The organism is Vulcanimicrobium alpinum, assembly GCF_027923555.1.
In the GTDB taxonomy this organism is placed as follows: domain Bacteria; phylum Vulcanimicrobiota; class Vulcanimicrobiia; order Vulcanimicrobiales; family Vulcanimicrobiaceae; genus Vulcanimicrobium; species Vulcanimicrobium alpinum.
The window spans coordinates 773,040-797,919 of sequence record NZ_AP025523.1 but is presented as its reverse complement, the minus strand read 5'-3'; the positions used below and the strand labels follow the sequence as shown (position 1 = coordinate 797,919).

25 protein-coding genes and 1 pseudogene are annotated in these 24,880 nt (G+C 67.7%); 7 read left to right on the top strand and 19 right to left on the bottom strand.

The window, feature by feature from the left end; translation table 11 throughout:
* Nucleotides 1-181 precede the first annotated feature (181 nt).
* A complete protein-coding gene (locus WPS_RS03970; RefSeq protein WP_317996557.1) occupies nt 182-1,087 on the top strand; it encodes a glycoside hydrolase family 130 protein in 906 nt (301 codons plus the stop codon).
* Here the strand turns inward: WPS_RS03970 and WPS_RS03965 are convergent.
* A complete protein-coding gene (locus WPS_RS03965; RefSeq protein WP_317996556.1) occupies nt 1,036-1,578 on the bottom strand; it encodes a hypothetical protein in 543 nt (180 codons plus the stop codon). The two genes, WPS_RS03970 and WPS_RS03965, sit on opposite strands and share 52 nt — an antisense overlap.
* A 200-nt stretch (nt 1,579-1,778) precedes the next feature.
* Between WPS_RS03965 and WPS_RS03960 the strand changes: the two genes are divergently transcribed.
* Nucleotides 1,779-2,150 (top strand): cupin domain-containing protein, encoded by a 372-nt coding sequence (locus tag WPS_RS03960; protein WP_317996555.1) that lies wholly within the window; start codon nt 1,779-1,781, stop codon nt 2,148-2,150.
* A gap of 78 nt (nt 2,151-2,228) precedes the next feature.
* Here WPS_RS03960 and WPS_RS03955 read toward each other — a convergent pair whose 3' ends face one another.
* The 4 genes from WPS_RS03955 to WPS_RS03940 form a co-directional block, all read right to left on the bottom strand.
* The gene (locus tag WPS_RS03955; protein ID WP_317996554.1) at nt 2,229-4,097 is read right to left on the bottom strand and encodes a heavy metal translocating P-type ATPase; all 1,869 of its coding nucleotides are present in this window, start codon (nt 4,095-4,097) and stop codon (nt 2,229-2,231) included.
* Entirely contained in the window at nt 4,094-4,369 is a 276-nt protein-coding gene (locus tag WPS_RS03950) for a metal/formaldehyde-sensitive transcriptional repressor (protein WP_317996553.1), read from the bottom strand. Before WPS_RS03950 ends, WPS_RS03955 begins: the two co-directional genes overlap by 4 nt.
* Before the next feature lie 181 nt (nt 4,370-4,550).
* Nucleotides 4,551-5,855: a glycine--tRNA ligase gene (locus tag WPS_RS03945; RefSeq protein ID WP_317996552.1), complete on the bottom strand. Its 1,305-nt coding sequence runs from the start codon at nt 5,853-5,855 to the stop codon at nt 4,551-4,553.
* Nucleotides 5,856-5,995: 140 nt separating this feature from the next.
* A complete protein-coding gene (locus WPS_RS03940; RefSeq protein ID WP_317996551.1) occupies nt 5,996-6,265 on the bottom strand; it encodes an ArsR/SmtB family transcription factor in 270 nt (89 codons plus the stop codon).
* 227 nt (nt 6,266-6,492) lie between these two features.
* On the opposite strand from WPS_RS03940, the gene WPS_RS03935 reads away from it, so the two are divergent.
* From WPS_RS03935 to WPS_RS03925, 3 genes are read left to right on the top strand one after another with little or no spacing between them, the layout of a single operon-like run.
* On the top strand, nt 6,493-6,888 hold the full coding sequence (locus tag WPS_RS03935) for an ArsI/CadI family heavy metal resistance metalloenzyme (RefSeq protein WP_317996550.1): 396 nt from the start codon (nt 6,493-6,495) through the stop codon (nt 6,886-6,888).
* A 1-nt stretch (nt 6,889) separates the two neighbouring features.
* Nucleotides 6,890-7,339: an arsenate reductase ArsC gene (locus WPS_RS03930; protein WP_317996549.1), complete on the top strand. Its 450-nt coding sequence runs from the start codon at nt 6,890-6,892 to the stop codon at nt 7,337-7,339.
* Complete coding sequence (locus WPS_RS03925) at nt 7,336-8,031, top strand: aquaporin (RefSeq protein WP_317996548.1); 696 nt, start codon at nt 7,336-7,338, stop codon at nt 8,029-8,031. The genes WPS_RS03930 and WPS_RS03925 overlap by 4 nt, the downstream gene beginning before the upstream one ends.
* Here the strand turns inward: WPS_RS03925 and WPS_RS03920 are convergent.
* From WPS_RS03920 to prfB, 8 genes and pseudogenes are all read right to left on the bottom strand, one after another.
* Complete coding sequence (locus WPS_RS03920) at nt 8,028-8,867, bottom strand: formate/nitrite transporter family protein (protein WP_317996547.1); 840 nt, start codon at nt 8,865-8,867, stop codon at nt 8,028-8,030. The two genes, WPS_RS03925 and WPS_RS03920, sit on opposite strands and share 4 nt — an antisense overlap.
* Nucleotides 8,868-8,886: 19 nt before the next feature.
* The gene (locus WPS_RS03915) at nt 8,887-10,071 is read right to left on the bottom strand and encodes a glycosyltransferase family 2 protein (RefSeq protein WP_317996546.1); all 1,185 of its coding nucleotides are present in this window, start codon (nt 10,069-10,071) and stop codon (nt 8,887-8,889) included.
* Nucleotides 10,053-10,595, bottom strand: a complete 543-nt coding sequence (locus WPS_RS03910; RefSeq protein WP_317996545.1) for an NUDIX domain-containing protein — start codon at nt 10,593-10,595, stop codon at nt 10,053-10,055. The genes WPS_RS03915 and WPS_RS03910 overlap by 19 nt, the downstream gene beginning before the upstream one ends.
* A complete protein-coding gene (gene rlmN / locus WPS_RS03905) occupies nt 10,499-11,647 on the bottom strand; it encodes a dual-specificity RNA methyltransferase RlmN (protein WP_317996544.1) in 1,149 nt (382 codons plus the stop codon). Before rlmN ends, WPS_RS03910 begins: the two co-directional genes overlap by 97 nt.
* Nucleotides 11,648-11,687: 40 nt before the next feature.
* Nucleotides 11,688-12,347 (bottom strand): uracil-DNA glycosylase, encoded by a 660-nt coding sequence (locus WPS_RS03900; protein WP_317996543.1) that lies wholly within the window; start codon nt 12,345-12,347, stop codon nt 11,688-11,690.
* A complete protein-coding gene (locus WPS_RS03895) occupies nt 12,344-12,688 on the bottom strand; it encodes a heavy metal-binding domain-containing protein (protein ID WP_317996542.1) in 345 nt (114 codons plus the stop codon). The genes WPS_RS03900 and WPS_RS03895 overlap by 4 nt, the downstream gene beginning before the upstream one ends.
* Nucleotides 12,688-13,575: a glycosyltransferase gene (locus tag WPS_RS03890; RefSeq protein WP_317996541.1), complete on the bottom strand. Its 888-nt coding sequence runs from the start codon at nt 13,573-13,575 to the stop codon at nt 12,688-12,690. Before WPS_RS03890 ends, WPS_RS03895 begins: the two co-directional genes overlap by 1 nt.
* A pseudogene (gene prfB / locus WPS_RS03885) lies at nt 13,572-14,642 on the bottom strand (peptide chain release factor 2); the annotation flags it as partial. The gene WPS_RS03890 and the pseudogene prfB, both read right to left, overlap by 4 nt.
* 138 nt (nt 14,643-14,780) lie before the next feature.
* Here prfB and WPS_RS03880 point away from each other — a divergent pair.
* Entirely contained in the window at nt 14,781-15,941 is a 1,161-nt protein-coding gene (locus tag WPS_RS03880; protein ID WP_317996539.1) for a metal-dependent hydrolase family protein, read from the top strand.
* Here WPS_RS03880 and secA read toward each other — a convergent pair.
* From secA to WPS_RS03850, 6 genes are all read right to left on the bottom strand, one after another.
* Nucleotides 15,938-18,658, bottom strand: coding sequence for a preprotein translocase subunit SecA (secA, locus tag WPS_RS03875; RefSeq protein ID WP_317996538.1), 2,721 nt, complete (start codon nt 18,656-18,658; stop codon nt 15,938-15,940). The genes WPS_RS03880 and secA overlap by 4 nt on opposite strands.
* 52 nt (nt 18,659-18,710) lie before the next feature.
* Entirely contained in the window at nt 18,711-19,541 is an 831-nt protein-coding gene (locus tag WPS_RS03870) for a polysaccharide deacetylase family protein (protein WP_317996537.1), read from the bottom strand.
* 3 nt (nt 19,542-19,544) lie between these two features.
* Complete coding sequence (locus WPS_RS03865; protein ID WP_317996536.1) at nt 19,545-20,966, bottom strand: LCP family protein; 1,422 nt, start codon at nt 20,964-20,966, stop codon at nt 19,545-19,547.
* Nucleotides 20,963-22,336, bottom strand: coding sequence for a 30S ribosomal protein S12 methylthiotransferase RimO (rimO, locus tag WPS_RS03860; protein ID WP_317996535.1), 1,374 nt, complete (start codon nt 22,334-22,336; stop codon nt 20,963-20,965). Before rimO ends, WPS_RS03865 begins: the two co-directional genes overlap by 4 nt.
* 155 nt (nt 22,337-22,491) lie before the next feature.
* Nucleotides 22,492-22,986 (bottom strand): YajQ family cyclic di-GMP-binding protein, encoded by a 495-nt coding sequence (locus WPS_RS03855; RefSeq protein WP_317996534.1) that lies wholly within the window; start codon nt 22,984-22,986, stop codon nt 22,492-22,494.
* 22 nt (nt 22,987-23,008) lie between these two features.
* Nucleotides 23,009-23,743 (bottom strand): helix-turn-helix domain-containing protein, encoded by a 735-nt coding sequence (locus tag WPS_RS03850; protein ID WP_317996533.1) that lies wholly within the window; start codon nt 23,741-23,743, stop codon nt 23,009-23,011.
* A gap of 33 nt (nt 23,744-23,776) precedes the next feature.
* Here WPS_RS03850 and mnmA point away from each other — a divergent pair, with 33 nt between their 5' ends.
* The gene (gene mnmA, locus WPS_RS03845) at nt 23,777-24,880 is read left to right on the top strand and encodes a tRNA 2-thiouridine(34) synthase MnmA (protein WP_317997487.1); all 1,104 of its coding nucleotides are present in this window, start codon (nt 23,777-23,779) and stop codon (nt 24,878-24,880) included.

Below are 24,880 nucleotides of genomic sequence, written 5' to 3'. Positions count from 1 at the left end.
TTCGCAATGCGACAACCGCCGTATAGTCGGATTGCGACGTCAGGACAGGCTGCGCGATCGGCCCGAATTTCTCACTTTTTGGACGTGGCCGTCGAAACCGCGCGCTCATCTGGCCATGACCGAATTTGCAGCCGAAGCATGCTGCGGCAACTGACATGAACATTCCAGCACGTCCGGGCCGGTGAACAGCCCGCAGCACAAGTTCAGACTCGAGCACATCGATGAGGTCAGCTATGCGTGCTCGCCTGAGCTCGCCGACATGTACAAGCTGAGTCCGTTTGTCTGGGCCACCGAAGATCATTTTGAACTGCTGCTGCGGGTCGTCAACTACTCCGACGTCCCCGCAGAGAAGCTCGCCCGCATCCATCGAGGCGTTTCCCTCGATGGGCTGCGTTTTGCGTTAAGCACGTCTCCTGTGATCGCGCCCGGCGAGGACGTTGAGGACGCGTACGACAGCGGCGGATGCGAAGATCCCACCGTTTCCTTCGTCGACGGCATCTACTATGTGTACTACACGGGGTGGAACGAGCACCGCAAGCGCGGCGAGCTGCTACTTGCATCCGGCCCTTCGCTGGAGCGGCTGGAGAAACGCGGCATCGCGCTGCCTTCGATGCTTGGCGTCGTGAACCCGAAAGAGGCGGAGATCGTGCCCGTCGACGATGGAACCTGGCGCTTGTTGTTCGAGTACGCGCACGAGGGCCGCTCGAAGGTCGGCATCGCGTCATCGTCGAGCGCCGCCGGACCCTGGATCGTCGGCGCACCCCTGTTCGAGGCGCGTCCCGGCTGGGACGAATGGCACCTGAGCACCGGGCCGGTGATACGCGGCTCGGACGCGGCGCCGGTGATGTTCTACAACGGTGCCACGCGCGCCGCGGCGTGGCGTATTGGCTGGATCGTCTTCGACCCGAAGTTCACGCGCGTCATCGCGCGGTGCGAGCATCCGATCGTGCTGCCCGGCGAGCGCCGTTTCGAGGAGGATACGGACATTGCTTTCGCCGCGTCCGCGATCGTTGACGGCGAATGCATCCGTCTCTATTACTCGATCGCCGATCGGCACGTTATGCGCGCAACGGTGCGTCGCTCATGAGACGTAGCGAGTACCCCTCGTAACGACCCCAGGACCTCGGTGCCGGACGCATCGAGGGCAATCCCGCGGGCGCGAAGGGCCTCGACGAGAGCGATCGTCCCCTGGATACCGCCGGCCGGCGCGAGGTCGTGCGTCGACTCGATCGACGAAGCGGTGAGCGTTGTCGACGATGGACTCGTCGAAGGCGTGAGCAACGCGCGCGCCGTCTCGTTGGCGTTCAAACGCGCGATCGTGACGGGATCTTCGCCCGACGTGAGACGCGCGTGCAACGGAATCTGCACGAACGCGGTGACGGCAAGGACCGCAAACCCGGCCAGCGCCGCGACGAACGCCGCGGGTGACGGCTTCTGCAGCGCGAGCGCCGCATTGCCGAAGGCCGCGACGAGCAGCGCCGGTCCGATCGACCAAGTGATGCGTTCCGCGTGAAACGCACGCATGTGCACGAACGTCCGCGCATCGACCAGACCGAACAGCGGAACGCGATCGTCCACACATAGAGTTCGATCCCGGCAGCGATCAGAGCGGCGACGGCAGCGATTACAAGCATCATCTTCTAGCAGGCCGCCGACCGTGTCGGAGGCTTCTGCCGCGTTCGGACGTCGCGTTCCGTCGCCGGGATCGCTTGATCGTTGGGTTCGCCCGCGGTGAGGGAGTAGACTGAGAACCCAGGCACTGGAGTGGAGGACTCATCATGGCGACGGTCACCCAATTTGCGGAACGCAAGAATTTCACGCAGGCCGACGAGACGCGACCCTTTGCAAAGGGCCGGCTCGACGTCGTCAACGTCGGCGGGCACACGATCGGACGCGCGGTGTTCGAACCGGGATGGAAGTGGTCCGAGTGCGTCAAGCCGATCGCGAAGACGGAGTCGTGCCAGGCGGCGCACCTGGGATACGTGATCTCCGGGCGCATGACGGTGGTGACCGACGACGGCAAGACGCTCGACTTCGGGCCGGGCGATGCAATGTCGCTGCCGCCGGGACACGATGCATGGATCGTCGGCAACGAGCCGTGCGTCGTCGTCGACTTCGTCGGCTTCGAGAACTACGCCAAGCGGACCTAACCCGAGCCCCGGTCACCCAGAGCTCGTCGAAGGGCCGCCCGCATCGTTGCACGCAGGCCGCGGGTAGGTGCGCCGAGCTCAGCCCTTCGACGAGCTCTGAGCGACGGGGCTGGGCGCGCGCCCCGGCAGCATGCGGGTCGAGTTCAAGATGAACGTGAGCTCCGAGGCGACGTGGATGAACGCCGCCAGCAGCGGGTTCAGCAGGCCGAAGCCCGCGAGCAGGATGCCGACCGAGTCGACGGCGAGCGTGCCGGCGAAGTTCTGCATCACGATCGCGCGCGTCCGCCGCGCGATGCGGATCGTTTCGACGAAGCGCGCAAGGTCATTGCCGAGCAGGACGACGTCGGCGCTTTCGCGCGCGACGTCGGTCCCCGATCCCATCGCGACGCCGACGGTCGCCGCCGCGAGCGCCGGCGCGTCGTTGATGCCGTCGCCGACCATCGCGACGGTGCGGCCCTTCTGCACGAGTTCCGCAACGTAGGCGCTCTTCTGCTCCGGCAGCATCTCCGCAATGATCTCATCGACGCCGAGCGCGCGGCCCGTCGCCTCCGCGACGCGTTGGACGTCGCCGGTCAGGAGCACCGTTCGTATTCCCATCGATGCGAGCGCGGCGATCGCGCCGGCCGCTTCATCGCGAACGACGTCGGCGATCGCGATCGTGCCGAGAGCGTCCGTGCCGCGCGCGACCAGCACCGTCGTCGCGCCCGGATCGGTGCCATCGACGGGCACCGCCAGGGCGTGATAGGCAAAGAACGCCGCGTTGCCGACAAAGACGGCCTCGCCTTCGACGATCGCACGAATCCCGCGGCCGGGAACATACGAGAAGTCGTCGGGCTCGGCGAGCGCGATCCCGTCTTCGCGTGCGCGGGCGACGATCGCGCTCGCGAGCGGATGCTCCGAGCGCTGTTCGACGCTCGCCGCGATGCGCAGGAGTTCGCGTTCGCCCGAGGCAGCCGCGGCGATGCGTGCGATGCGCGGCGTTCCGTACGTCACCGTCCCCGTCTTGTCGAGCACCACCGTGTCGACGGTGGAGAGCGATTCGAGATACCGGCCGCCTTTGATGATGCTACCGCCGCGCGCGGCGCGGCCGATCGCGCCGAGGATCGCCAGCGGCGTCCCGGCGGCGATTCCGCATGCCCCGGCGACGATCACCACCGAGATCGTCGAGCGCGGATCGCGCGTGAGCGCGTAGGTGAGCGCCGCTGCGCCGAGCGCGAAGTAGACGAGGTAGCCCGAGAGCCGGTCGGCGAGGCGCTGGGCCGGTGCGCGCGAGCGTTCCGCCGTCTCGACCGCTTCGACGATCTTGCCGAAGCTCGTGTCGCGGCCGACCTTGTCGGCGCGCACGTCGAGCGCCCCGGACTGGTTGATCGTGCCGGCATACACGTAGGCGCCGGCGGCCTTTTCTACTGCCATCGATTCGCCCGCGATCGCGGCCTGGTCGACGAACGATCGGCCGGCGGTCACGATACCGTCGACCGGGAGCAGCGCGCCGGGTTTGACGACGACGTCGTCGCCGGGCCGCACGTCCGACGCGTCGATGTCGATCAGTATGCCGTCGCGGCGCACGGTCGCCGCGCGCGGCATCAGGGCGATGAGATCGCGGATCGCGTGGCGTCCGCGCGCGACCGTCAGGCCTTCGAGGACTTCGGCGGCAAGGACAAACGCCGTGATGACGAGCGCGGTGAAGAATTCGCCGATCGCGAGCGCCGCCACGAGCGCGATCGTCATCGAGAGTTCCATCGTCATCGTGCGCTCGCGCAAGTTCTCGAAGGCCTCGGCGAAGATCGGCCAGCCTCCGGCGACCGTCGCGACGATCCCGATGATGCTGACGTGCGGATACGGCTCCCACCAGCGGAACCATACCGCCGCAGCGGCGAGCGCGACCAGCGCGATGCGGATCAGGTCGGTGTGCTCGACGGCGTGCTCGGGCGCAGCGCGGTCGCTCACTTGAGGTAGGTGCGGACGACGCCGATCAGCTCGTCGGCCGCGCGGGTCTGCGCGGCGCGGGATAGGCTGCCGTTGCCGAGGTGCGCGTGGATGTGCTCCTCCAGCACGCGGCCCATCAAGCCGTTCATCGCGCCGCGCGCGGCGGCCATCAGGTGCAAGACGTCGCCGCACGGTTTCTCTTCTTCCAGGGCGCGCTCGACGGCTTGGAGTTGGCCGATGATCCGCCGGACCCGAGGCAGCAGCGTGTCACGATCGCGAGTGGTGTGTGACATGATCGCCGTTTCGGCAGGGCGGATACCCTACCCCCCTATGGTACGGGCATTACCGCGGGGAACGCGACGAATTCGCCGGCGCCGGCTTCGAAAGGCCATCGCCGTACACAGAAAGCCCATGGTTTCCGTGAAGCGCGCCGCGTAGAGCGGGCCGACCGGCCTGTTTCCATGGTTTGCACCCTCAGAGACGCTCGCGCAGGTAGCCTTCAAGCGCGTCCTGGCCGACGCGGTCTTGCTTCATGCTGTCGCGTTCGCGCACGGTCACGGTCGCGTCGCCGAGCGTGTCGTAATCGATCATCAGGCAGAACGGCGTGCCGATCTCGTCCTGACGGCGATAGAGCTGGCCGACGTTGCCTTCGTCGTACTGCGTGCGGCAATGCGCGCGCAGCCCACGTTCGATCGACTGCGCGCGTTCGACGAGTTCCGGTTTGTTGCGCGCCAGCGGAAAGACCCCGGCTTGGACCGGCGCGATCTTCGGGTGGAAGCGCAGCACGGTGCGCTCCGTGGTCTTCTCGCCGTCGACGATCGTCTCACGCTCGTAGGCGTCGATCAGCATCGTGAGCGTCGTGCGATCCATGCCGGCCGAGCTCTCGATCAGGATCGGCGTGTACTTCTGCTTCGTCGCCTCGTCGAAGAACTGCAGGTCTTTTCCCGAGTACTCGATGTGGCGGTCGAGGTCGTAGGTGCCGCGGTGCGCGATCGACTCGAGCTCGCCCCAGCCCCACGGGAAGAGATACTCGACGTCGATCCCGGCCTTCGCGTAGAACGGACGCTCTTCGGGGGTGAGTTCGTAGAAGCGCAGCCGGTCCGGCCGCACGCCGTAGTCGCTGTACCACTTCTTGCGCGCGGTGACCCACTGGTTGAACCATTCGAGATCGCGGCCGTCCTGCGGGACGAAGAACTCGAGTTCGGCCTGCTCGAACTCGCGCACGCGGAAGGTGAAGTTGCCGGGCGTGATCTCGTTGCGGAACGACTTGCCGATCTGTGCAATCCCGAACGGCGGCTTCTTGCGCGCGCTCTGGTAAATGTTCTTGAAGTTGACGAAGATGCCCTGAGCGGTCTCGGGCCGCAGGTACGCCTGCGCCGAGGTGTCTTCCATCGGGCCGATCGCCGTCTTCATCATGAGGTTGAAGTTGCGCGGCTCGGTCAGCGTTCCGGTCATCCCGCAGTCGGGGCATTTCTCGAGCGAGGGGAGGTGATCGGCGCGGAAGCGGTGCTTGCAGTTGCGGCAGTCGACGAGTTTGTCGTGGAACGCCGCGACATGTCCCGACGCTTCCCACGTGCGCGGGTGCATGACGATCGACGAATCGAAGGCGACGACGTCGTCGCGCAGTTCGACGTTCTCACGCCACCAGGCGTCCTTGACGTTGCGTTTGAGGACGGCGCCCAGCGGACCGTAGTCGAAAAACCCCCCGATGCCGCCGTAGATCTCGCTCGACTGAAAGATGAAGCCGCGGCGCTTCGCAAGGGCGACGATCTCGTCCATCGTTACGCGGGGTTGGTCCGTTACTGCCTCCGACATCGAATCGGCGGCGTTCGTGACGCACGCGTGCGCACCCTCGGCGGCGGCAGGCGAGACGCTCGCCTTGCCGCCGCGGTGCGAGCGGCCGACGACGGCCGCGGCCCTTACGCGACGTCGCTCTCGGGGACGACGCGCCGCAGAGCGGCGATGATCCGCGCGCGCACGCCGGGCTTGAGCCGGTAATAGCTCCACGTGCCGCGGCGTTCCGCCGTCACGAGGTCGGCTTCGCGCAGCAGCCGCAGATGATGCGAGACGGTAGGCTGGTTCAGCGGCAGGTCGGCGGTGAACTCGCAGACGCAGACATCCTCGTCGCTGCGCGCGAGGATCGCGAGGATCGCCAGGCGGTGCGGATCGGCGAGCACCTTGAAGAGCATCGCACTGGGGGCGAAATCCCAAGACGACCGCCGGCTGCGTGGTTTGCGGGACGTGGGCACCTCTCGATGTTACGCCAGTGATCGATGAACGTCAATGTCTTGCGGTCTCTGTTTATTGACATTTATCGATGCATTTGCGTAATATCGATGAGCGTCGATGTTTTGATCGCGTTTGGGGTCGGCTTGGGCGGCGCTTCGACAAGCTCAGCGTGACGGGGGACGGTCGGATGAAGATGCATCTCAATCTTGGGACGCGGGATCTCGAGCGCAGCGTGGCGTTCTATGGGACGCTGCTGGGGGCGGCACCGGCGAAGCGGCTTCCCGATTATGCGCTGTTCGTCACCGAGGAGCCGGGGCTCGAGCTGGCGCTCGATCTGGATGCGCAGGCGCGCGCCGGTGAGGCCGAGCACTTCGGCATCGTCGTCGATTCGACCGACGCGGTCGACGCGCAGATCGCACGACTCGAACGCGAAGGCTTCGCGGTCGACGTCGAGCGCGACGAAACGTGCTGCTACGCGAAGCAGACGAAGGTGTGGGCGAGCGATCCCGACGGCCGGCGCTGGGAGACGTACGTCGTGCACGAGGAGACCGAGACACGCGACGGCGACGCGTGCTGCGCCTGAGATGAAGGACAACGTGCTCTTCGTCTGCGTGCACAACAGCGCCCGCAGTCAGATGGCGGAGGCGTTTCTGCCCGCGGCGGCGGGCGATCTCTTCGATGTCTTCAGCGCCGGGATCGAAGCTGGCGCGATGAACCGGCTGGTCGTCGACGTGATGGCGGAGATCGGCTTCGACCTCTCGCGCGCGTACGCCAAGCCGCTCTCCGCGCCGGAGATCGCCGGGCGCGCGTACCGGTACGTGATCACGGTCTGCGCCGAGAGCGACGGCGAGCGCTGTCCCGTGGTGCCCACGCAGGGGCGGCGCGAGCACTGGTCGTTTCCCGACCCCTCCGCGCTGACCGGAACGATCGACGAACGGCGGGCGCAGACGCGGCGGATTCGCGATGCGATCCGCGACACCGTGGAGGCGTGGGCCGCCGCACGGCGTGCCGAACGCACGAGGGCCGCTCCGTGATCGCCCGCGCGACGGTCGCGGAATTCATCGGGACCCTGCTGCTGCTGACGGCCGTCGTCGGCTCCGGCATCATGGCGCAGCGGCTCTGCGGCGGGAACGTCGGGCTCGCGCTGCTCGCGAACGCGATCGCCACCGCCGGCGCGCTGATCGCGCTCATCCTCGCGTTCGGGCCCGTCAGCGGCGCGCACTTCAACCCCGCCGTGACGCTCGCCGACGCCTGGGAAAACCGCGAGCACCGCGCGCGCGTTCCGGCGTTCATCGCCGCGCAATGCGCCGGCGCGCTGGCCGGGACCGGGCTCGCCGACGCGATGTTCGGCCTGCCGCCGTGGTTCGCGTCGCATCACGCGCGCAGCGGCACGCCGCTGCTTGCGAGCGAGTTCGTTGCGACGTTCGGCCTGCTCGCGGTGATCGCCGGGTGCTCGCGCGTGCGTTCGACGGCGACGCCGTTTGCTGTTGCGGCCTACATCGCAGGAGCGTACTGGTTCACGCCGTCGACGTCGTTTGCGAACCCGGCGGTCACGATCGCGCGCGCGCTCACCGATACATTCGCCGGGATCCGTCCGCTCGACGCGCCGGGCTTCATCGTCGCGCAGTTCGCGGGCGGCGCGGCCGCGGTCGCGCTGTTCGCCTGGCTGCTCCCGCTCGCCGGCTCCCGCGACGCCTCGCTTGCGGGCGGTGACGCCGTCGGCTAGGTGATCTGCCCCGAAGAAGCGCGCGTTTTGCGTTCGGATGCGATCTCGGCGGTCGAGATCGCCGCGACGAACGCCACGCCGCCGACGCAATTCCCCGCCAAGGTCGGAACGATGAACGCGACGACATCGCCCCACCCGAACAGACCGCGCCACGCCCCGTAAAACGCCTCGACCGACCCGGCGATGATGTGGCCGAACTCCGCGGCCGCGACGACGTAGGTCAGGATCACGATGACGAAGACGGCGGCACCCTCGGCCAGCGGGAGCAGCCACACCATCAGCGCGATCAGCCAGCCCGCGAAGATACCCTTTGCGAACAGCACGAGGAACGGGTGTCCGACGGCGGCGCGCGCGAGTTCGTCGAACGCACGCTGCATCGCATCGGGAAACGCGCCGCTGAACGCGACGAATGCGGCGGTTGCCAGCGCCGCCAGCAGGTTGCCGCCGAGAATCACGCTCCACAATCGCAGCAGTTGACGGAATTTCCAGCGGCGCGGCTGATAGAAGATCGGGAGCAGCGGCGTGAGCGTGTTCTCGGTGAAGAGCTGCTGGCGGCCGAGGATCACGATCAGAAATCCGATCGTGTAGCCGAACGAAGCGACGAGATGGCGCCACGGCGCATCGGGGAGCATCGATTGGATCGCGCCCATCGTCACCATCGAGAACGTCATCGATCCGCCCGCGGCGATCGCCGACCAGAACAGCGCAGGCGTCGTGCGTTCGAAATCGTCCTCGCCTTCGCGCCGGATCGTCTCGAAGATGACCGCCGAGCGCGGACGCTGCCGCTTCTCGACCTCTTCGACCTCGTCGGGATTGACCGGTGTCGGACGATTCACACCGGGCCTCGTACCCGTTCTAGGGCTGTTCGCCGCCCACGCGCCCGGTGTAGCGGCGGCCGCGCCACGAGACCCCGCGCCCGCTCACGATCCGAAGGGTCGAGTTCAGCATGATCGCTCCGCACGCGGCATAGCCGAGCGGCGCCAGGAGCGCGAACCGGCGGGGGATGCGAGCGCGTTCGTAGCCCCGCGCGGCCACAGCGATCCCCAGGCCGAGTGCGGCGAACGCCTCGCATGCGCGCGCCGTCTTCCCGCGCGCGATCGCGTCGGCAGCGATCGCCGCCGGCACGACGGAGAGCATCGCGAGAAACGCTGCCGCGCCGGCGAGCGTCGCGATGTCGCCGTTCGCGCCGAGGTACATGTTCTTGGTGAAGCCTTCCCAGAGCTCGCCGAGCGACGTGTACATCCGCACGCGCACGTGGTCGGCGCCGTCGGCGAGCACCAGGCGAAACCGGCCGTCGGCTTTGAGGCGGCGCGCGAAGTTGACGTCGTCGAGGATCTCGCCGCGCAGCGCGTCGTGACCGCCGAGCGCGTCGTACGCCTCGCGCGAGACGAGGATGTACTGACCGTTCGCGAGCGCGTGTTCGGTGTCGTGCGGATCGTTGAGCTGACTCATCGTCCCCGACGCCATCAGCACCATCCCGAGGATCGCCGGCAGGATCGCGCGTTCGGCGAAGGAGCCGAGTTCTTGAAACGTCCAGAGCGTGAGCGCGTCGGCGCCGCGTTCGCGGACGAACGCCAGCGTCGAGGCGCAGGCATGTGCGGCATGCGTGCTGTCCGCATCGGTGAAGAGCAGCCAGCTGCCGCGCGCAACCCGCGCGCCCTGGGCGAGGGCCCACGGTTTCCCCACCCAGCCGGCCGGGAGTTCGGCGCCGTGCACGACCCGCAGCGCCGGGATCTCGCGCTCGAGACGGGCCAGGATCTCGGGCGTTTCGTCGTCGCTGCGGTCGTCGACGACGATCAGTTCGATGCCCGGCAGCGTCTGCGCCGCGAGCGAACGCACGCAGCGTTCGATCGAACGCTGCTCGTTGCGCGCCGGCACGATGACCGAAAGGAGCGGCGCGTCGGGGTCCGGGTCGCGGACGGGGACGTGCAGCCACCCGCTCGCGAGGTCGCTCGCGCGCGACGCGTAACCCAGCGCCGCCGCCGCCGCCGCGTGCGCCGCGAAGGACCGCACGCGTTCGCTCAGGAGATCGACCGCCACGGATCGGGTTCGCGCGCGACGAACGCGTCGTGCACTTCGGTCAGCACGCGCCGCTGGGCTGCGAACATGAGCAGCGCGGCAGCCTCGTCGAACGAGACCCAGCGGTGCGCGTCGTGCGCGTCGTCGGTGATCACGTCTCCTTCGACGACGCGCGCGACGAAAAACGGCACGTGCACGATCGTGTCCCGGACCGGATCGTAGAACGCGTCCAGCGCGCCGGCCGTGTAGAGCGACGTTACCGCCAGGCCGCACTCCTCCAGCACTTCGCGCCGCGCCGTCTCGCTCGCGCGCTCGCCGGGCTCGATCCCGCCCATCACGAACGTCCACGCACCCGCAAAGGCCCCGCGGGCGCGGCGCAGGACGAGCAGACGCGTCGCCTCACCGGCGCCGCGCAGCACCACGATCGCGGCCGCGTCGGGACGTCCGCTCAGACGCGCGTCCTCCCCAGGTACGCGCCGGGGAGCGTAAGCGGAACGCTCGGCCGGTGTGCTTTCGGCTGCGTTTCGGCGCGCAATTGGCCGCATGCGGCGGCGATGTCGCGGCCCATCGGCGTGCGCACCGTGACCGCCGTGCCGCGGGCCTCGAGCAGCTTCGCGAACGCCCAGATGCGCTCGTCGTCGCTCCCGCGCAACAGCGCGTCGGGGGTGCTGTTGTACGGGATCAGGTTGACGTGGTAGAGCGGGCCCTTCATCAAGCGCGCGAGGTCGTGCGCGTGCTGGTCGCTGTCGTTGACGCCGGCGAGCATGACGTATTCGAAGAAGACTTTGCGCTTCGTGGACGCGATGTAGCGCGCGACCGCCGCCATCAGCTCCTCGGTCGAGAATTTGCGATTGACCGGCATGATCGTCGAGCGCGTCGCGTCGGTCGGCGCGTGCAGCGAGATCGCAAGGTTGACCTGCGTGCGCTCCGATGCGAAACGATCGATCTTATCGACCAGTCCGACGGTCGAGATCGTGATGTGCCGGTGTCCGAGTCCGAAACCCTTGGGATCGTTGAGCAAAGCGACGGCGCCCATCACGTTGTCGTAGTTGGCAAACGGTTCACCCATCCCCATGAACACGATGTTCGTGATCCGCCGCCCGTCGCGCGCAAGCTGCTTGGCGAAGTAGCGCGCCTGATCGAAGATCTCGTCGGCGGCGAGGTTCCGCGTGAAGCCGGCTTGGCCCGTGGAACAAAACGCGCACGCATACGCGCAGCCCGCCTGCGAGGAGATGCAGACGGTGTTGCGGTCGCCGTGATGCTCCATCAGCACCGCTTCGACTTCGTTCCCGTCGTGCAGGCGAAAGAGTCCCTTCGTCGTCTGCCCATCGCGCGAGCGCTGGACGACCACCTGCTCGACTGCATCGAGCGTGAAGCCTTCGGCCGTCAGCGCGGCGCGCAGGTCCCTCGGCAGCGTGGTGATCGCCTCGACGTCGTCGACCAGTTCCTTGGTCGCGGCGCGATACAGCTGATCGAGCCGGTAGCCCTTGAGGGCGTGCGCGGCGGCGAACGCCGCGCCGTCGGGATGACCGGCACGGCGTGCTTTCTCGTCGATCCACCGGTCGCGGACGCTGAGCATGACGACATAGTGTACCATGCCGCGCCGGCGGCCGCGGCGACTTCGCGCGGCAAGGCCGTCAGTCAAAGAGCGTGTGCTGCGCGGGCGGCGGGGACGCCGGCGGCGGCGCGTTCAGCCGGTCGCGGACCTGCTTGAGGTCGTTCCAGACGAGGCGCTTGACCTCGGTCATCGCGCCGCCGGTCTGGCGGAGGATGTACGCCGGGTGGAAGGTCGCGATCACCGGCGTCCCGAGCGGGCCCTCGAACCACTGCCCGCGCTGCTTGGTGATCGAGAAGCGCTCCCCCATGAACGATTTCGCCGCCGGCGCGCCCAGCGCGAGGATCACCGCCGGACGGATGAGCGCGATCTGCTCGTCGAGATACGGGCGGCAGTTGCGCATCTCGTCCGGCGTCGGCGCGCGGTTTGCCAGACGCGCCCCCGTGTCGAGCGTCGGCCGGCACTTCACCGTGTTGCAGATGAAGACGTCCTCGCGCGGCAGGTCGATCGCCAGCAGCATCTTCTCGAGCAGTTCGCCGGCGCGGCCGACGAACGGGCGGCCGAGCTGATCTTCGGTCTCGCCCGGACCTTCGCCGACCACCATCAGCGCCGCGCACGGATCGCCCTCGCCGTACACGGCGTTGCGCCGCGTCGCGCCGATCGCGCACTTGCGGCAGCGCGCGACGATCTCGCGGGCGCGCGCCAATTCCGCCTCGCGCCGCGTGCGCTCCGCGATGCTCACGCGAGCGGCGCCGGCTCGAGCAGGACCGCTTCGCCGAACGCGACGACGCGCGTTCCGCCGTCGGGCGCTTCCGAGGCTTGGAACTGCAGGCCGATCACCCCGTTCGCGCCCATCGTCTCGGCCTTGCGCACCAGCGCTTCGAGCGAATCGGTCCGCGCGCGCTCCGCGTCGGTGAGATACTCGACCGGAGCCAAGCCGATCAGCGCGCCGATGCTGCGAAACGTCTGCCGCAGCACGTTGCGCGGGCGGCTCCCCTGACCGCACGCGTACCCGAACGATTTCACCACGCGGTACCCGTCGATGCTTGCGAACGTGGTGACCGCTTCCGGAGCCAGGGCCATCAGCGCAGGAACAGCCGCCGTCCGGCGATGACCGCGACCGCGACGACCCCGGCATACAGCGCGTAGCGGCCGATCAGCGCACCGGCGAGGCTGTAGTACCACGCGCGTCCGTGATGCTTGATCCAATACTTGCGCCGCGACGCCTGTTTGCGCCTTTCGACATTGTACTGGCCGCGCGCGCTGCCCATCCCCTCGTGCACCGCCTCGCTCGCGGGGACGAACCACGTCTCCCAATCCGCTTCGGCCGCGCGTTTCGCGAAATCGACCTCTTCGTGGTAGAGAAAGAACCGCTCGTCGAACGGGCCGATCGCGTCGATCAGCGCGCGCCGGATCGCCAGCGCCGCGCCGATCGCCAGATCGACGCGCCGCGGGCGGTCGTAGGCGAAATCGCGCAGGCTCGCGCCGTTGGAGAATCCCCGCAGCGCCGGCCACTCGCCCCACGCACTCGAACGCAAGAACGCGCCGGTCCAGGTATCGAACTCGCCCAGCGACTGCTGCACCGTGCCGTCGTAGTTGTAGATGCGCGAACCGGCGATCCCGCAGCGCGGATGCGCGTCGAGAAACGCGACGATCTCAGCCAGCGCGCGGTCTTTCAGCTCCGCGTCGGGGTTGAGCAGAAACACGTACTCCGACGACGTCGCCGCGAACGCGCGGTTGCACGCCGCCGCGAAGCCGAGGTTCGCGCCGTTCTCGACGATCCGTACGCGCCCGCCGTAACGCTCGCCGATGAACGCGCGCGAGCCGTCGGTCGATCCGTTGTCGGAGACGACGACGTTCGCGAACGACGGATCGTCGCGCACCTCGCTCAGCGCGAACACCGAATCGAGCGCGGTCGCGATCTTCTCCTTGTCGTTCCAGCAGACGACGATGACGTCGATGCGGCTCATGCTGCGTCGCCGCCGCCGGCGGGCGCGAACTTGTTGCGGTTCTGCAGATACGGCCAGATGAAGCCGTCGATGTCGCCTTCGAGGACGGCCTGCGCGCTGCCCGTCTCGACGTTCGTGCGCACATCCTTCACCATCTGGTAGGGGTGCAGCACGTAGTTGCGGATCTGCGAGCCCCACTCGTTCGCCATCCGCTCGCCGCGGATCTCGGCGAGCTTCTGCTCCTGCTCTTCGCGCGCACGCTGGATGAGTTTCGCGCGCAGGATGTTCATCGCGACATCGCGGTTCTGCATTTGCGAGCGCTCTTGCTGCGAGGCGACGGTGATCCCCGTCGGCAGATGGTAGATGCGGATCGCGGACTCCGTCTTGTTGACGTATTGACCGCCGGCGCCGCTGGCTTTGAACGTCTCGACCTTGAGGTCGTCGGGCTTGATCTCGAGGTCGCCGGCGTCGCCCTCTTCCATCTCGGGGACAACGTCGACTTCGGCGAACGACGTCTGCCGGCGACCCTGGTTGTCGAACGGCGAGATGCGCACGAGCCGATGCACGCCGCGTTCGCTCTCGAGCATCCCGTACGCGTTTTTTCCGCGTACGATGAACGTGATCGAACGCAGGCCGGCTTCGTCGCCGGGCGCCTCTTCGACGACGTGGGTCTCGAACTTATGACCCTCGGCCCAGCGCAGGTACATGCGGCCGAGCATCTGCGTCCAGTCGGCGGCGTCGGTGCCGCCCGCTCCGGCCCGAATCGTCACGATCGCGCCGTGCGAATCGTACGGGCGATCGAAGTTCGCGGCCATCTCGAGGTCGTCGAGCGCGCGCGTCGCGCGCGCGATCATCGCGTCGGCCTCGGCCTCGGCTCCCTCCTCGTCGCCCAGCACTGCGATGATCTCGGCGGCGTCGTCGAGGGTGGCGCGCACAGCATCGACCGCGTCGATGTCGGAACGCAGATCGGCGATCCGCTTCATCACGCCGCGCGCGCGATCGGGATCGTTCCAGAAGTCGTCGGCGCGCGAACGCGCTTCGAGTTCCGCTACGCTGCGGCGTTTCGCAGCGTCGTCAAAGCCGCACCTGAAGCGCGTTGAGGCGCTCGCGGGCGCGTTCGATGGCGGCGGTTTGGGCGTCGGACACGGAAAAACGGGGTTCTCCGGGAAGCCGGGGCACCCTACCGCCGGGACGACTCCGCCGCATCGACGCGGAAGAGGGCGGCGATGACGCGCGTGCTCTATCGTCCCGCGGCCGTGTTCGACGGCATGCTCGCGCACGCGGGCTGGGAGGTGCTCGTCGACGGCGACCGTATCGCGGCGGCACGTCCGCAGGTCGAGGCGGGCGATGCGCGCGTCGTCGAGCTCGACGGCTGCACGCTCCTTCCGGGGCTGATCGACCTGCACACGCACGTGCTGCTGCACCCGTACGACGTGCGCCCGTGGAACGACCAAGTGCTATTCGACCATGAGGCGCTGCGCGTGGCGCGCGCCGTCGTCGCGCTTGAGCGCACGCTGCGTGCCGGCTTCACCACGATCCGCGATCTCGGCACCGAAGGCGCGGGCGATGCCGACGTCGGCCTGCGGCGCGCCGTCGACGAAGGCGTCATCCCCGGGCCGCGGCTCATCCCCGTGACGCGCGCGATCGTCGCGAGCGGAACGTACGGTCCGAAGGGCTTCGTCGGCGACTGCTGCGTCGCGCAGGGCGCGCAAGAGGTCGACGGGCCGGAGTCGATCCACCGCGTGACGCGTGCGCAGATCGCGCGCGGGGCGGAGTGGATCAAGGTGTACGGCGACTATCGCTTCGGGCCGGCCGGCGACGCACGGCCGACGTTCTCCGAGCGCGATCTCGCGCTGATTGTCGCGATCGCGCACGACGCCGGCTGTCCCGTTGCGGCGCACGCGACGACCGCCGAGGCGATGGCCCGCGCCGCCCGCGCAGGCGTCGACACGATCGAGCACGGGAACGAGGGGACGCCCGAGGTCTTCGCGCTGATGGCGGAGCGCGGCGTCGCCTACGTGCCGACGCTCGCGGCGTACGACGCCCTGCAGGCGATCCGCAACCAGGACGACGCGCATCCCGCGGTCGTCGCGAAACGCAACGCGTTCGCGGCAGCGCGCGCGAGCGGCGTGACGATCGCGAACGGGAGCGACATCGGGGTCTTCCCGCACGGCGAGAACGCGCGCGAGCTCGAACTGCTCGTCGCGCACGGCCTCACGCCGCTCGAAGCACTCCGCAGCGCCACGTCGACGGCCGCCGCAGTCCTGCGCAGCCCCGAGATCGGCACGATCCGGGCCGGCGCACGCGCCGAGCTCGTCGCCGTCAACGGCGATCCGACGCAAGACATCACCGCCCTGCGCCGCATCGAACTCGTCACCCGGCGCTAGGCGGCGGCGCCGTGGCAGCGTTTGTATTTTTTGCCGCTGCCGCATGGGCAGAGATCGTTGCGGCCGACTTTGTCGGCGGCGGCGTTCTGCTTGGGCTTGGCGGGTTCGCCGTTGCCGAGGTTGGTGTGGACCTGCGTCGCTTCGTAGCGCGGCGCCGGGCCGAGTAACTTCTCCGCGGTCGCGGGATCCATCCGCGGCGCCGACGGCTGCGCGACGGGCTGCGGCGCGATCTCGCCGCTGGGGACCGTCGCGAACTGCGGCATCGCGAAACCGTCGCCGCCCGGCGGCAGCGCCTCGGCGCCCGGCGGGAACCCGCCGTGCGCACCCGGCAGCAACGCACCCTCAACGCCCTCGCCTTCGGGCGGCGGACCGATCTCGATGCGCATCGAGAAGACGGCTTTGATCGCCTCGTCGGCGATGTTGTTCTTGAGATCTTCGAAGATCTCGTACGCTTCTTTTTCGTACTCGACGCGCGGGTCTTTCTGGCCGTAGCCGCGCAGACCGATCCCGCTCTTGAGCGCATCCATGATGTAGAGATGGTCGACCCACAGCCGGTCGATGATCGGCAGCATGATGTACTGCGACTCGATCATCCGCATCAGGTCCGGCCCGACTTCGACTTCCTTCGCCTCGTACGCGGCGAGCGCGAGCGCGAACATCCGCTCCTTCATCCCTTCGCGATCGAGCTTCTCCAAATCCGCGACGCCGATCTGATCTTTCACCGGGAAGATCTGATCGAGCTCGTCGATGATCGCCTGGAGATTCCACTCCGAGGGATGCTCTTCTTCGGGCGCGCCGGTGTCGACGGCGTAGCCCGCCTTGCGGCGCAACGTGTCGACGAAGAAATCGCGCAGGCTCTGCCCTTCGAGGACGCGGCGTCGTTCAGCGTAGATGATCTCACGCTGCTTGTTCATGACGTCGTCGTATTCGAGGACCGACTTGCGGATCTCGTAGTTGTGGTTCTCGACCTTCGACTGCGCGTTCTCGATCGAGCGCGAGAGGATCCCGGCCTCGATCGGCGTCTCGTCGGTGAACTTCACGAAGTCCATCATCCTCTGCAGCCGCTCTTGCCCGAACAGCCGCATCAGCTCGTCTTCGAGCGCGATGTAGAAGCGCGTGGTACCTGGATCGCCCTGACGTCCGGCGCGCCCGCGCAGCTGGTTGTCGATGCGGCGCGATTCGTGCCGCTCCGTGCCGATGATGTGCAGGCCGCCCGCTTCGGGGACGCCGTCGCCGAGCTTGATGTCGACGCCGCGGCCGGCCATGTTGGTCGCGATCGTCACCTTGCCGGGGATCCCGGCATCCTTGATGATCTGCGCTTCCTGCTCGTGATACTTCGCGTTGAGGACGTTGCACTCGATCCCGCGGCGGCGCAGCAGGGTCGCGAGCCGTTCCGACTTTTCGATCGACCGCGTACCGACGAGAACCGGACGGCCCTTCTCGTGCTCGGCGATGATGTCGTCGATGACGGCGTTGAACTTCGCCTCTTCGCTGCGATAGACGATGTCCGCGTAGTCCTTGCGGCGCACCGGCATGTTGGTCGGCAGAACGACGACCGCCAGACCGTAGATCTCGCGGAACTCGCGCTCTTCCGTCTTCGCGGTACCGGTCATCCCGGCCAGCTTGTCGTAGAGGCGGAAGTAGTTCTGGAACGTGATCGTCGCGAGCGTCTGGTCCTCGCTGCGGACGTTCAGCCCTTCCTTCGCTTCGATCGCCTGATGGATGCCGTCGGAGTACCGGCGGCCGTACATCAGCCGGCCGGTGAACTCGTCGACGATGATCACCTCGCCGTCCTTGACGATGTACTGCTGATCTTTGTGGAAGAGGTTCCACGCCTTGAGCGCGGCGTTGAGCTGGTGCGTGAGCTCGAGGTTGCGCTGGTCGTAGAGGTTGGTGATGCCGAGCATCTTCTCGACCTTGGCGACGCCCTGCTCGGTGATCGGCGCCGCGTGCGCCTTCTCGTCGACGGTGAAATCGTCGCCCTTCACCAGCCGCGGGATGATCTTGGCGAATTGCGCGTAGAGTTCGGTCGCGTCGTGTCCCTGGCCGCTGATGATGAGCGGGGTGCGCGCCTCGTCGATGAGGATCGAGTCGACTTCGTCGACGATCGCGAAGTTGAGGTGGCGCTGCACCATCTGGTCGAGCGACCACGCCATGTTGTCGCGCAGGTAGTCGAACCCGACCTCGTTGTTGGTGACGTACGTGATGTCGCTGTCGTACGCGGCCTTGCGCGCGCCGTGATCGAGATCGTGCTGGATCACGCCGACCGTCATCCCGAGCGCCGTGTAGATCGGCGACATCCATTCGGCGTCGCGTTTGGCGAGGTAGTCGTTAACCGTGACGACGTGGACGCCGCGGCCGGTCAGCGCGTTGAGGTAGACCGGGAGCGTCGCGACGAGCGTCTTGCCTTCGCCGGTGCGCATCTCGGCGACGTTGCCTTCGTGCAAGGCCTGGCCGCCCATGATCTGGACGTCGAAGTGGCGCATCCCCATGACGCGCTTGCCGGTCTCGCGGACGACGGCGAACGCTTCGGGGAGGAGGGCGTCGAGCGTCTCGCCCGCCTCCACGCGACCTTTGAACTCGGCGGTCTTGGCGCGCAGCTCGTCATCGGAGAGCGCCGCCATCGCCGGTTCGAGCGCGTTGACCCGTTCCACGGTCTTGCGCAGCCGCGCGAGTTCGCGTTCGTTGCCGTCGAACAGGGTCTTCAGAAAGGCCATACGAGGTAACAACCATTCGGCGCGCGGCGGGGTTCCTCCCGAGCCGCGGCTCTTAGGATGAGGGGAAGGGGATCGCCGCCGGGCGGTTCAGCTCGGCAGGCGACGTCAGGCGGAGCAGACGCCCTACTGTAACGAACGCATACCCCGCTTGTCGATACCGGGTGACAAGCTCGGGCAGCATCGCGATCGTCGCGGTGCGTCCGCTGTGCAGGAGGAGGATCTCCGGCGCCGTGGCGTGGGCGAAGACGTGCGCGGTGAGCTCGGCGGTGCCGACCGACCGCCAGTCGCCCGGATCGTCGTTCCAGAGGATCGTGTCGTATCCGGAGACCTGCGCGGTGCGGACCGTCGCCAAACGGTAGCGGCCGTGCGGCGGCCGGAACAGCCGGCGCTCGGCCGGATCGGGTGCGATCCGGTTCAGGACGTCGGCGCCGTCACGGAGCTCGGCGGCGACGTCGGCCTCGCCCAGCGTGTCGAGGTTCGGATGGGTGAGGGTGTGGTCGGCGATCTCGTGGCCGTCGGCGGCGATCGCGCGGGTGAGGCCGGGATACTGCTCGGCGTCTCGCCCGATGAGAAAGAACGTCGCCGGGACGCGAAGGTCGTGCAGCGTCTGCAGCAGGAGCGGCGTGGTGACCGGATAGGGCCCGTCGTCGAAGGTCAGCGCGATCAGTCTCGGGCGGCCGGCCGCCGGGGCTCGGCCGCCGGATGCGAGCGCGTGCAGGCGCGCGCCGAGCCGCGGCGTCACGAGCGCCGCAGCGTCGGCGCCGCGAAGCACCACGACGGGCCGCAGCTGGTCGCCGGACTTCACCCACAGCCGCCAGCCGACGTAGAACACGACGGCCAGGGCCGCGATCCCCGCGACCAGGGCCGGGACCCGGCCGCGCACGGCTCAGTGCTTCGCGGCGGTCGCCGGCGGACTCGCCGTCTCGAGCGCGGCGGCGAAGTCTTTTCCGACGATCACGGTCGCCGCGATCTGGGGGCCCGGCGTCGCATCGGTCGCCGGCGAGATCGTCGCGCCGGGGACGCCGAGGTCGGCGCGAACGCGCTCCCCGACGAACGGCGTCTGCGACGCCGGCCGGATCTCGCTGCTGTCGTAACTGAACGCGTCGGCATTGGTCACCGAATCGACGCGATAGCCCAGTTTCCGCAAGCGCTCGGCGGCGCGGCCGGCGAGCCCCGGGATGCCGCTCCCGTTCTCGACCGTCAGGTGCACGGTCGCCGGCTTGATCGCTGCCAGCGCCTTCGACGAAGGCGGCGCGACGTTGCCGTACGCCCCGAGGAATTGGCGGATGATCTTGCCCTTCGCGACCGGGTCGAGAATCAGCGTCTCGCCGTCGGCGGTGTCCTTCGTGTCGACGTACGGGATCGTCTCGGCGTGGCTGAGGTCGGCGAGGTTCGCGTCTTTGAACGCCCACGCCAGCGACTTCTCCTCGTCGAAGTTCAGGTCGGTGTAGATGTTTTTGTTGAGCGCGGCGATCAGCGAACCGATGTGCAGCAGGTCGTTGATCTTCTCCGACTTCAGCTTCTGCATCGTGATGTGAATGACTTGCTGCTGGCGCTTCACGCGGCAGGGATCGCTGCACGCGTCGTGGCGGAAGCGCGAGTAGAACATCGCCTGTGTGCCGTTCATGTGCTGCAGCCCGGGCTTGAAGTGGATCGACAGATGTCCCCAGTGGTCCTCGTAGTCCATCTTCTCCGTCACCGGCACGTCGATGCCGCCGATCGCGTCGACGAAATCCTTGACGCCGAACGAGTTGACGACGACGAAACGATCGAAGTGCGTCCCCTTCTCGTTGAGCGGCAAGCCCATCTGCTCGCCGATCACCTTGTCGGCAAGCTTGACGCCGCCCACGGCGTACGCTTCGTTGATCTTGGCATCCCTGCCGTTGACGATCGCGTCGGTGTCGCGCAGGACCGAGATGAGGTGCAGCGACTTCGTCGGGAAGTCGAGCGATGCGAGCATGATCGTGTCGCTGCGCGCACCCTTCGAGTACGGCATCCCCTTGTTGTCGTAGTTGAAATCGATGCCGAGCAGCATCACGTAGAGGCGCTGCTTCGCGAAGACCGTCTCGGGCGGCGGGATGTAGGCCGGCAGCGTCGTGTTGACGCTGTGCCAGAAGTTGTCGCCGCGCACCATCTTGTACGCGACGATCCCGAAGAAGGCGCCGATCAGGATCAGCAGCGCGCCGAGCGCGTAGGGGAGTGCGCGGAAGAACGCCGGTTTGCCGTGCGGCGGTTCGCTCGGCTCGGGCCGACGGCGGTCGCCGCGCGCGGGCGGCTGAGGCGGGTCGACGACGGTTCCCTGGCTCACGCCGGCACCAGCGCCGGCACGAGATCGCCGTAGAAATCGAACGAGGTATTGCCGCGCAGCGTGACGTCGACGAACTCGCCGATCTCGGCGTCTCCGGTGAACGCGATGATCCCATCGACTCCCGGCGCTTCGCCGCTCGAACGTCCGGCGATCACGTGGCGCGAGCGCAGCGCCGCCGCAAGCGGATCAGTCTTGCGCAGCGTCCGCTTCTCCTCGACCAGCACCTGCACGGTCTCGCCGATGCGCTTCGCGCGCGCGCGCTCCGACGCACGCCGCTGCGCGTCGCGCAGACGCAGCAGCCGGCGCCGCTTCTCGCGCTCCGGCACCTGGCGGTCGAGTTCCGCGCCCGGCGTCCCATCTTCACGCGAATAGACGAAGAACCCGACGCGATCGAGCTCGGCGCGCCCGATCCAGCGTTCGAGTTCCGCGACGTCCTCGTCGTTCTCGCCGGGAAACCCCACGATGAAAGTCGAGCGCATCGTGATCCCCGGAACGCGCCGCCGAAAGTCCTCGACGATCTCGAGATACCGCTCGCCGTTGGACGGCCGCAGCATCCGCCGCAGCACGCCGGCGCTGACGTGCTGCAGCGGCATGTCCATGTACGAGCACACCTTCGGGAGCGACGCCATCGCATCGATCAGCTCCGCATCGACGGTCGCCGGATACAGATACAGCAGCCGAATCCACACGATGCCGTCGATCGCGTGCAGCTTCTCGAGCAGCGCCGCAAGGCCGCCGCGCCGATACCCGCGATCGCGTCCCCACATCGACGTGTCCTGCGCGATCAGAATCAGTTCTTTCGTCCCGCCCGCAGCGAGCGCACGCGCCTCCGCCAGAATCGACTCCTCGCTGCGCGACCGAAACCCGCCGCGCAGCTGCGGAATGATGCAGAACGTGCACGGATGATCGCATCCTTCCGCGATCTTCAGATACGCCGTCGCGGACGGCGTCGTGATCAGCCGCGGCAGAAAATCATGCTCCGGCTCCGCCTCGAAATCGAGCCGGACCGGGCCCTTGCCGGCCCGCGCATCCTCCAGCAACTCGACGATCGACGGATAGGCTCCCGTTCCGACGACGCCGTCGATCTCAGGAATCAGCGACTGCAGTTCATCCCCGAACCGCTGCGACAAACACCCCGCAACGATCAGCTGCTGTCCGTCCCGCTTCTTCTCCGCGTGCGCCAAGATCGTCTGGGTCGACTCCGCCTTCGCCGGGTCGATGAACGCGCACGTGTTGATGACGACCGCCTCCGCCTGCTCTGTCTCCGGCACAAGCGTCCACCCCGCCGCCCCCAGCTTCGCGATCATCACCTCGCTGTCCACGAGATTCTTCGCACAACCCAAGGACACAAACGAGACCGTCTTGGTCATCAAATCAACAGTCATTCAAATCCAACATCGGCCGAAGAACATCGCCAAGGGAGCGAAGCCAGAATGGCGAGAGCGACCGGAGCACCGAGCGTTCGAACGCCCCGGATGGGCGTTCGAACGCGTTCTCGGCACCCCCCGTCACCCCCAAGGCGCTCTCACCGATAGTTCACAAACTGCAGCGGCAGCTCGTACTCCAACCCTTTCAAGAGCTGAATAACCTTTTGCAGATCGTCCCTGGACTTCGCTGAGACGCGGATCTGCTCGTCCTGGTACTGCGCCTGCACCTTGAGCTTCGAGCCCTTGATTGCTTCGATGATCGCCTTCGACTTGTCTTTCGGAATCCCGGCGCGAATCGTGATCTTCTGACGCAGCGCACTCCCCGACGCCGATTCCGGCTTCGCCGAGGCATCGAGCGCCTTGAGATCGATCCCGCGCTTCACCGCTTTGGACTGGATGATGTCGACGACGTTGCGCAGCTTCATTTCGTCGTCGGCGAGCACCGTGATCGTCTTGTCGTCGTTTTCGATCGACGCGATCGAGTTCTTGAAATCGAAGCGGCCCGCGATCTCTTTGCGCGCTTGGTTGAGGGCGTTGTCGAGCTCTTGCGGATCGACTTTGGAGACCACGTCGAAGGAAGCGTCGGATGCCATCGGTTCTCGTGCGGAAGCGGGATCAGAGGGTGTAGCGCTGCTCGGCGACGTCGCCATTTTTGCCGAGCGCGGGGGTGGGGCGGCCGTCGACGAGGATCTGCACGCCGCCGGCGTTGCCGACCCGGACGACTGCAACGCTCCCGGTGAACGACTTGCGCGTTCCCGCCGGGTAGAGGCCCTCGGCGAGCGTCGCCCCGTCGACCGTCACCCGCAGCCACGACGCCTCGGAGAGGCGGATCGCGAGCTCGTGTTTCGGCAGGACGGCGGGTGTGGCCGTGGGCGCACTCGCCGCGACGGGAAAGGCCGAAGGCGCGGACCCGCCCGAGGGCGCCGTCGGTTGCGTCTGCGGGCCGGGCGCCGCGGCCGTCCGCACGTCGGTCCCCTGCGAGTACGCGTACCACTCGTACCCGGCGAAGAGCACCAGCAGGAGCGCGACCACGATCCCGCCGATCGCCCAGACCGAGGGGCCGCTGCGTTCGCGGTCGACGGCGTGCGTCACCGGCGCCGCCGCGGGCCGCTCGGTCGCGGGGATCATCTGGTTGAATCGGGCGACGGCGGCTTCGCCGTCGAGACCGAGGAACCGGGCATACGTCCGGATGAAGCCGCGCACGTAGACCGGCGCCCCGATCGCGCCCCAGTCCTCGTGTTCGATCGCGTTCAGGTAAACCGAGCGGATATGGATCTGCTCGGCGACGTCCGAGAGGGTGAGACCGCGCGCTTCTCGCGCGCTCCGAAACTCCTCTCCGAGCGCAGACATGAAATCGCACCTTAGCGGGCGCACCCGGTTTCCCTGTTCCGTGGTTCAGTAGTGGATGTGATGAAGGAGCGAGTGCGCGTCGTCGCCGCGATGAGCGGGGGCGTCGACTCCGCCGTCGCGGCGGGATTGCTGGCGGAAGCCGGCTACGACGTCGTCGGCGTGACGATGAAGATGTATGCGCCGACCAAACCGGCGCACGCGAAATCGTGCTGCGGCGCCGACGATTTCGACGACGCTCGCCGCACCGCGTCTGCAATCGGGATCCCCCATTACGTCCTCGATTTTGAAGAAACGTTCCGCCGCGGCGTCATCGAACGGTTCGCGCGCGAGTACGCGCAAGGCCGCACTCCCAATCCGTGCGTCTCCTGCAACAACGACGTGAAGCTCGGCACCCTGCGCGCCTACGCCGATCGGCTCGGCGCGCGCTACGTCGCGACCGGCCACTATGCCCGGCTCGAACACGGGGCGGACGGCCCGCGCCTCTTCCGCAGCGAGTCGCCGAAAGATCAGGCCTACGCATTGGCGCAGCTGACGCCGGAGCAGCTCTCTCGACTTCTGCTGCCGGTGGGGCAGATGACGAAAGCCGAGACCCGTGCGCACGCCGCACGTCTGGGACTGCCCGTCGCCGAGAAGACCGAGTCGCAGGACATCTGCTTCGTCGAAGGCGGCGACTACCGCGAAGTCCTCGCTGCGCTGGCGCCCTCGACGGCAATACCGGGCCCGGTGATGACGACGGCCGGAGCGGCCGCCGGGACGCACGCCGGGATCGGCTGCTACACCGTCGGACAGCGGCGCGGGCTGCCGGCCGGCGGTAGCCCGCGCTACGTGACCCGCATCGACGCGGCGACCAACACGATCGTGATCGGACGCGAAGACGAACTCGACGTCGACGGATTGATCGCCGACGAAGTCAACCTCATCCGCCCCGAACGGTTCACTGCCGGACCGGCCCGCGTGCTGGCGATGACGCGCTATCGCGCCAAGCCAGCTGCCGCGACGGTGACGCTCGACGGCGACGCACTGCACCTGCGCTTCCAGACGCCGCAGCGCGCGGTGACTCCCGGCCAGCTCGTCGCATTGCTCGACAACGACGGCACCGAAGTCCTCGGCGCCGCCACGATCCGCGCAACCGCGTAG

Coding starts and splice junctions, on each gene's coding strand:
- secA (WP_317996538.1), bottom strand. CDS start 18,658: ATGGCCTTTCTGAAGACCCTGTTCGACGGCAACGAACGCGAACTCGCG.
- WPS_RS03910 (WP_317996545.1), bottom strand. CDS start 10,595: ATGCGGCCAATTGCGCGCCGAAACGCAGCCGAAAGCACACCGGCCGAG.
- rlmN (WP_317996544.1), bottom strand. CDS start 11,647: ATGGTACACTATGTCGTCATGCTCAGCGTCCGCGACCGGTGGATCGAC.
- WPS_RS03930 (WP_317996549.1), top strand. CDS start 6,890: ATGAAGGACAACGTGCTCTTCGTCTGCGTGCACAACAGCGCCCGCAGT.
- WPS_RS03935 (WP_317996550.1), top strand. CDS start 6,493: ATGAAGATGCATCTCAATCTTGGGACGCGGGATCTCGAGCGCAGCGTG.
- rimO (WP_317996535.1), bottom strand. CDS start 22,336: ATGACCAAGACGGTCTCGTTTGTGTCCTTGGGTTGTGCGAAGAATCTC.
- WPS_RS03880 (WP_317996539.1), top strand. CDS start 14,781: ATGACGCGCGTGCTCTATCGTCCCGCGGCCGTGTTCGACGGCATGCTC.
- WPS_RS03895 (WP_317996542.1), bottom strand. CDS start 12,688: ATGGCCCTGGCTCCGGAAGCGGTCACCACGTTCGCAAGCATCGACGGG.
- WPS_RS03945 (WP_317996552.1), bottom strand. CDS start 5,855: ATGGACGAGATCGTCGCCCTTGCGAAGCGCCGCGGCTTCATCTTTCAG.
- WPS_RS03890 (WP_317996541.1), bottom strand. CDS start 13,575: ATGAGCCGCATCGACGTCATCGTCGTCTGCTGGAACGACAAGGAGAAG.
- WPS_RS03855 (WP_317996534.1), bottom strand. CDS start 22,986: ATGGCATCCGACGCTTCCTTCGACGTGGTCTCCAAAGTCGATCCGCAA.
- WPS_RS03960 (WP_317996555.1), top strand. CDS start 1,779: ATGGCGACGGTCACCCAATTTGCGGAACGCAAGAATTTCACGCAGGCC.
- WPS_RS03850 (WP_317996533.1), bottom strand. CDS start 23,743: ATGTCTGCGCTCGGAGAGGAGTTTCGGAGCGCGCGAGAAGCGCGCGGT.
- WPS_RS03950 (WP_317996553.1), bottom strand. CDS start 4,369: ATGTCACACACCACTCGCGATCGTGACACGCTGCTGCCTCGGGTCCGG.
- WPS_RS03940 (WP_317996551.1), bottom strand. CDS start 6,265: ATGCTCTTCAAGGTGCTCGCCGATCCGCACCGCCTGGCGATCCTCGCG.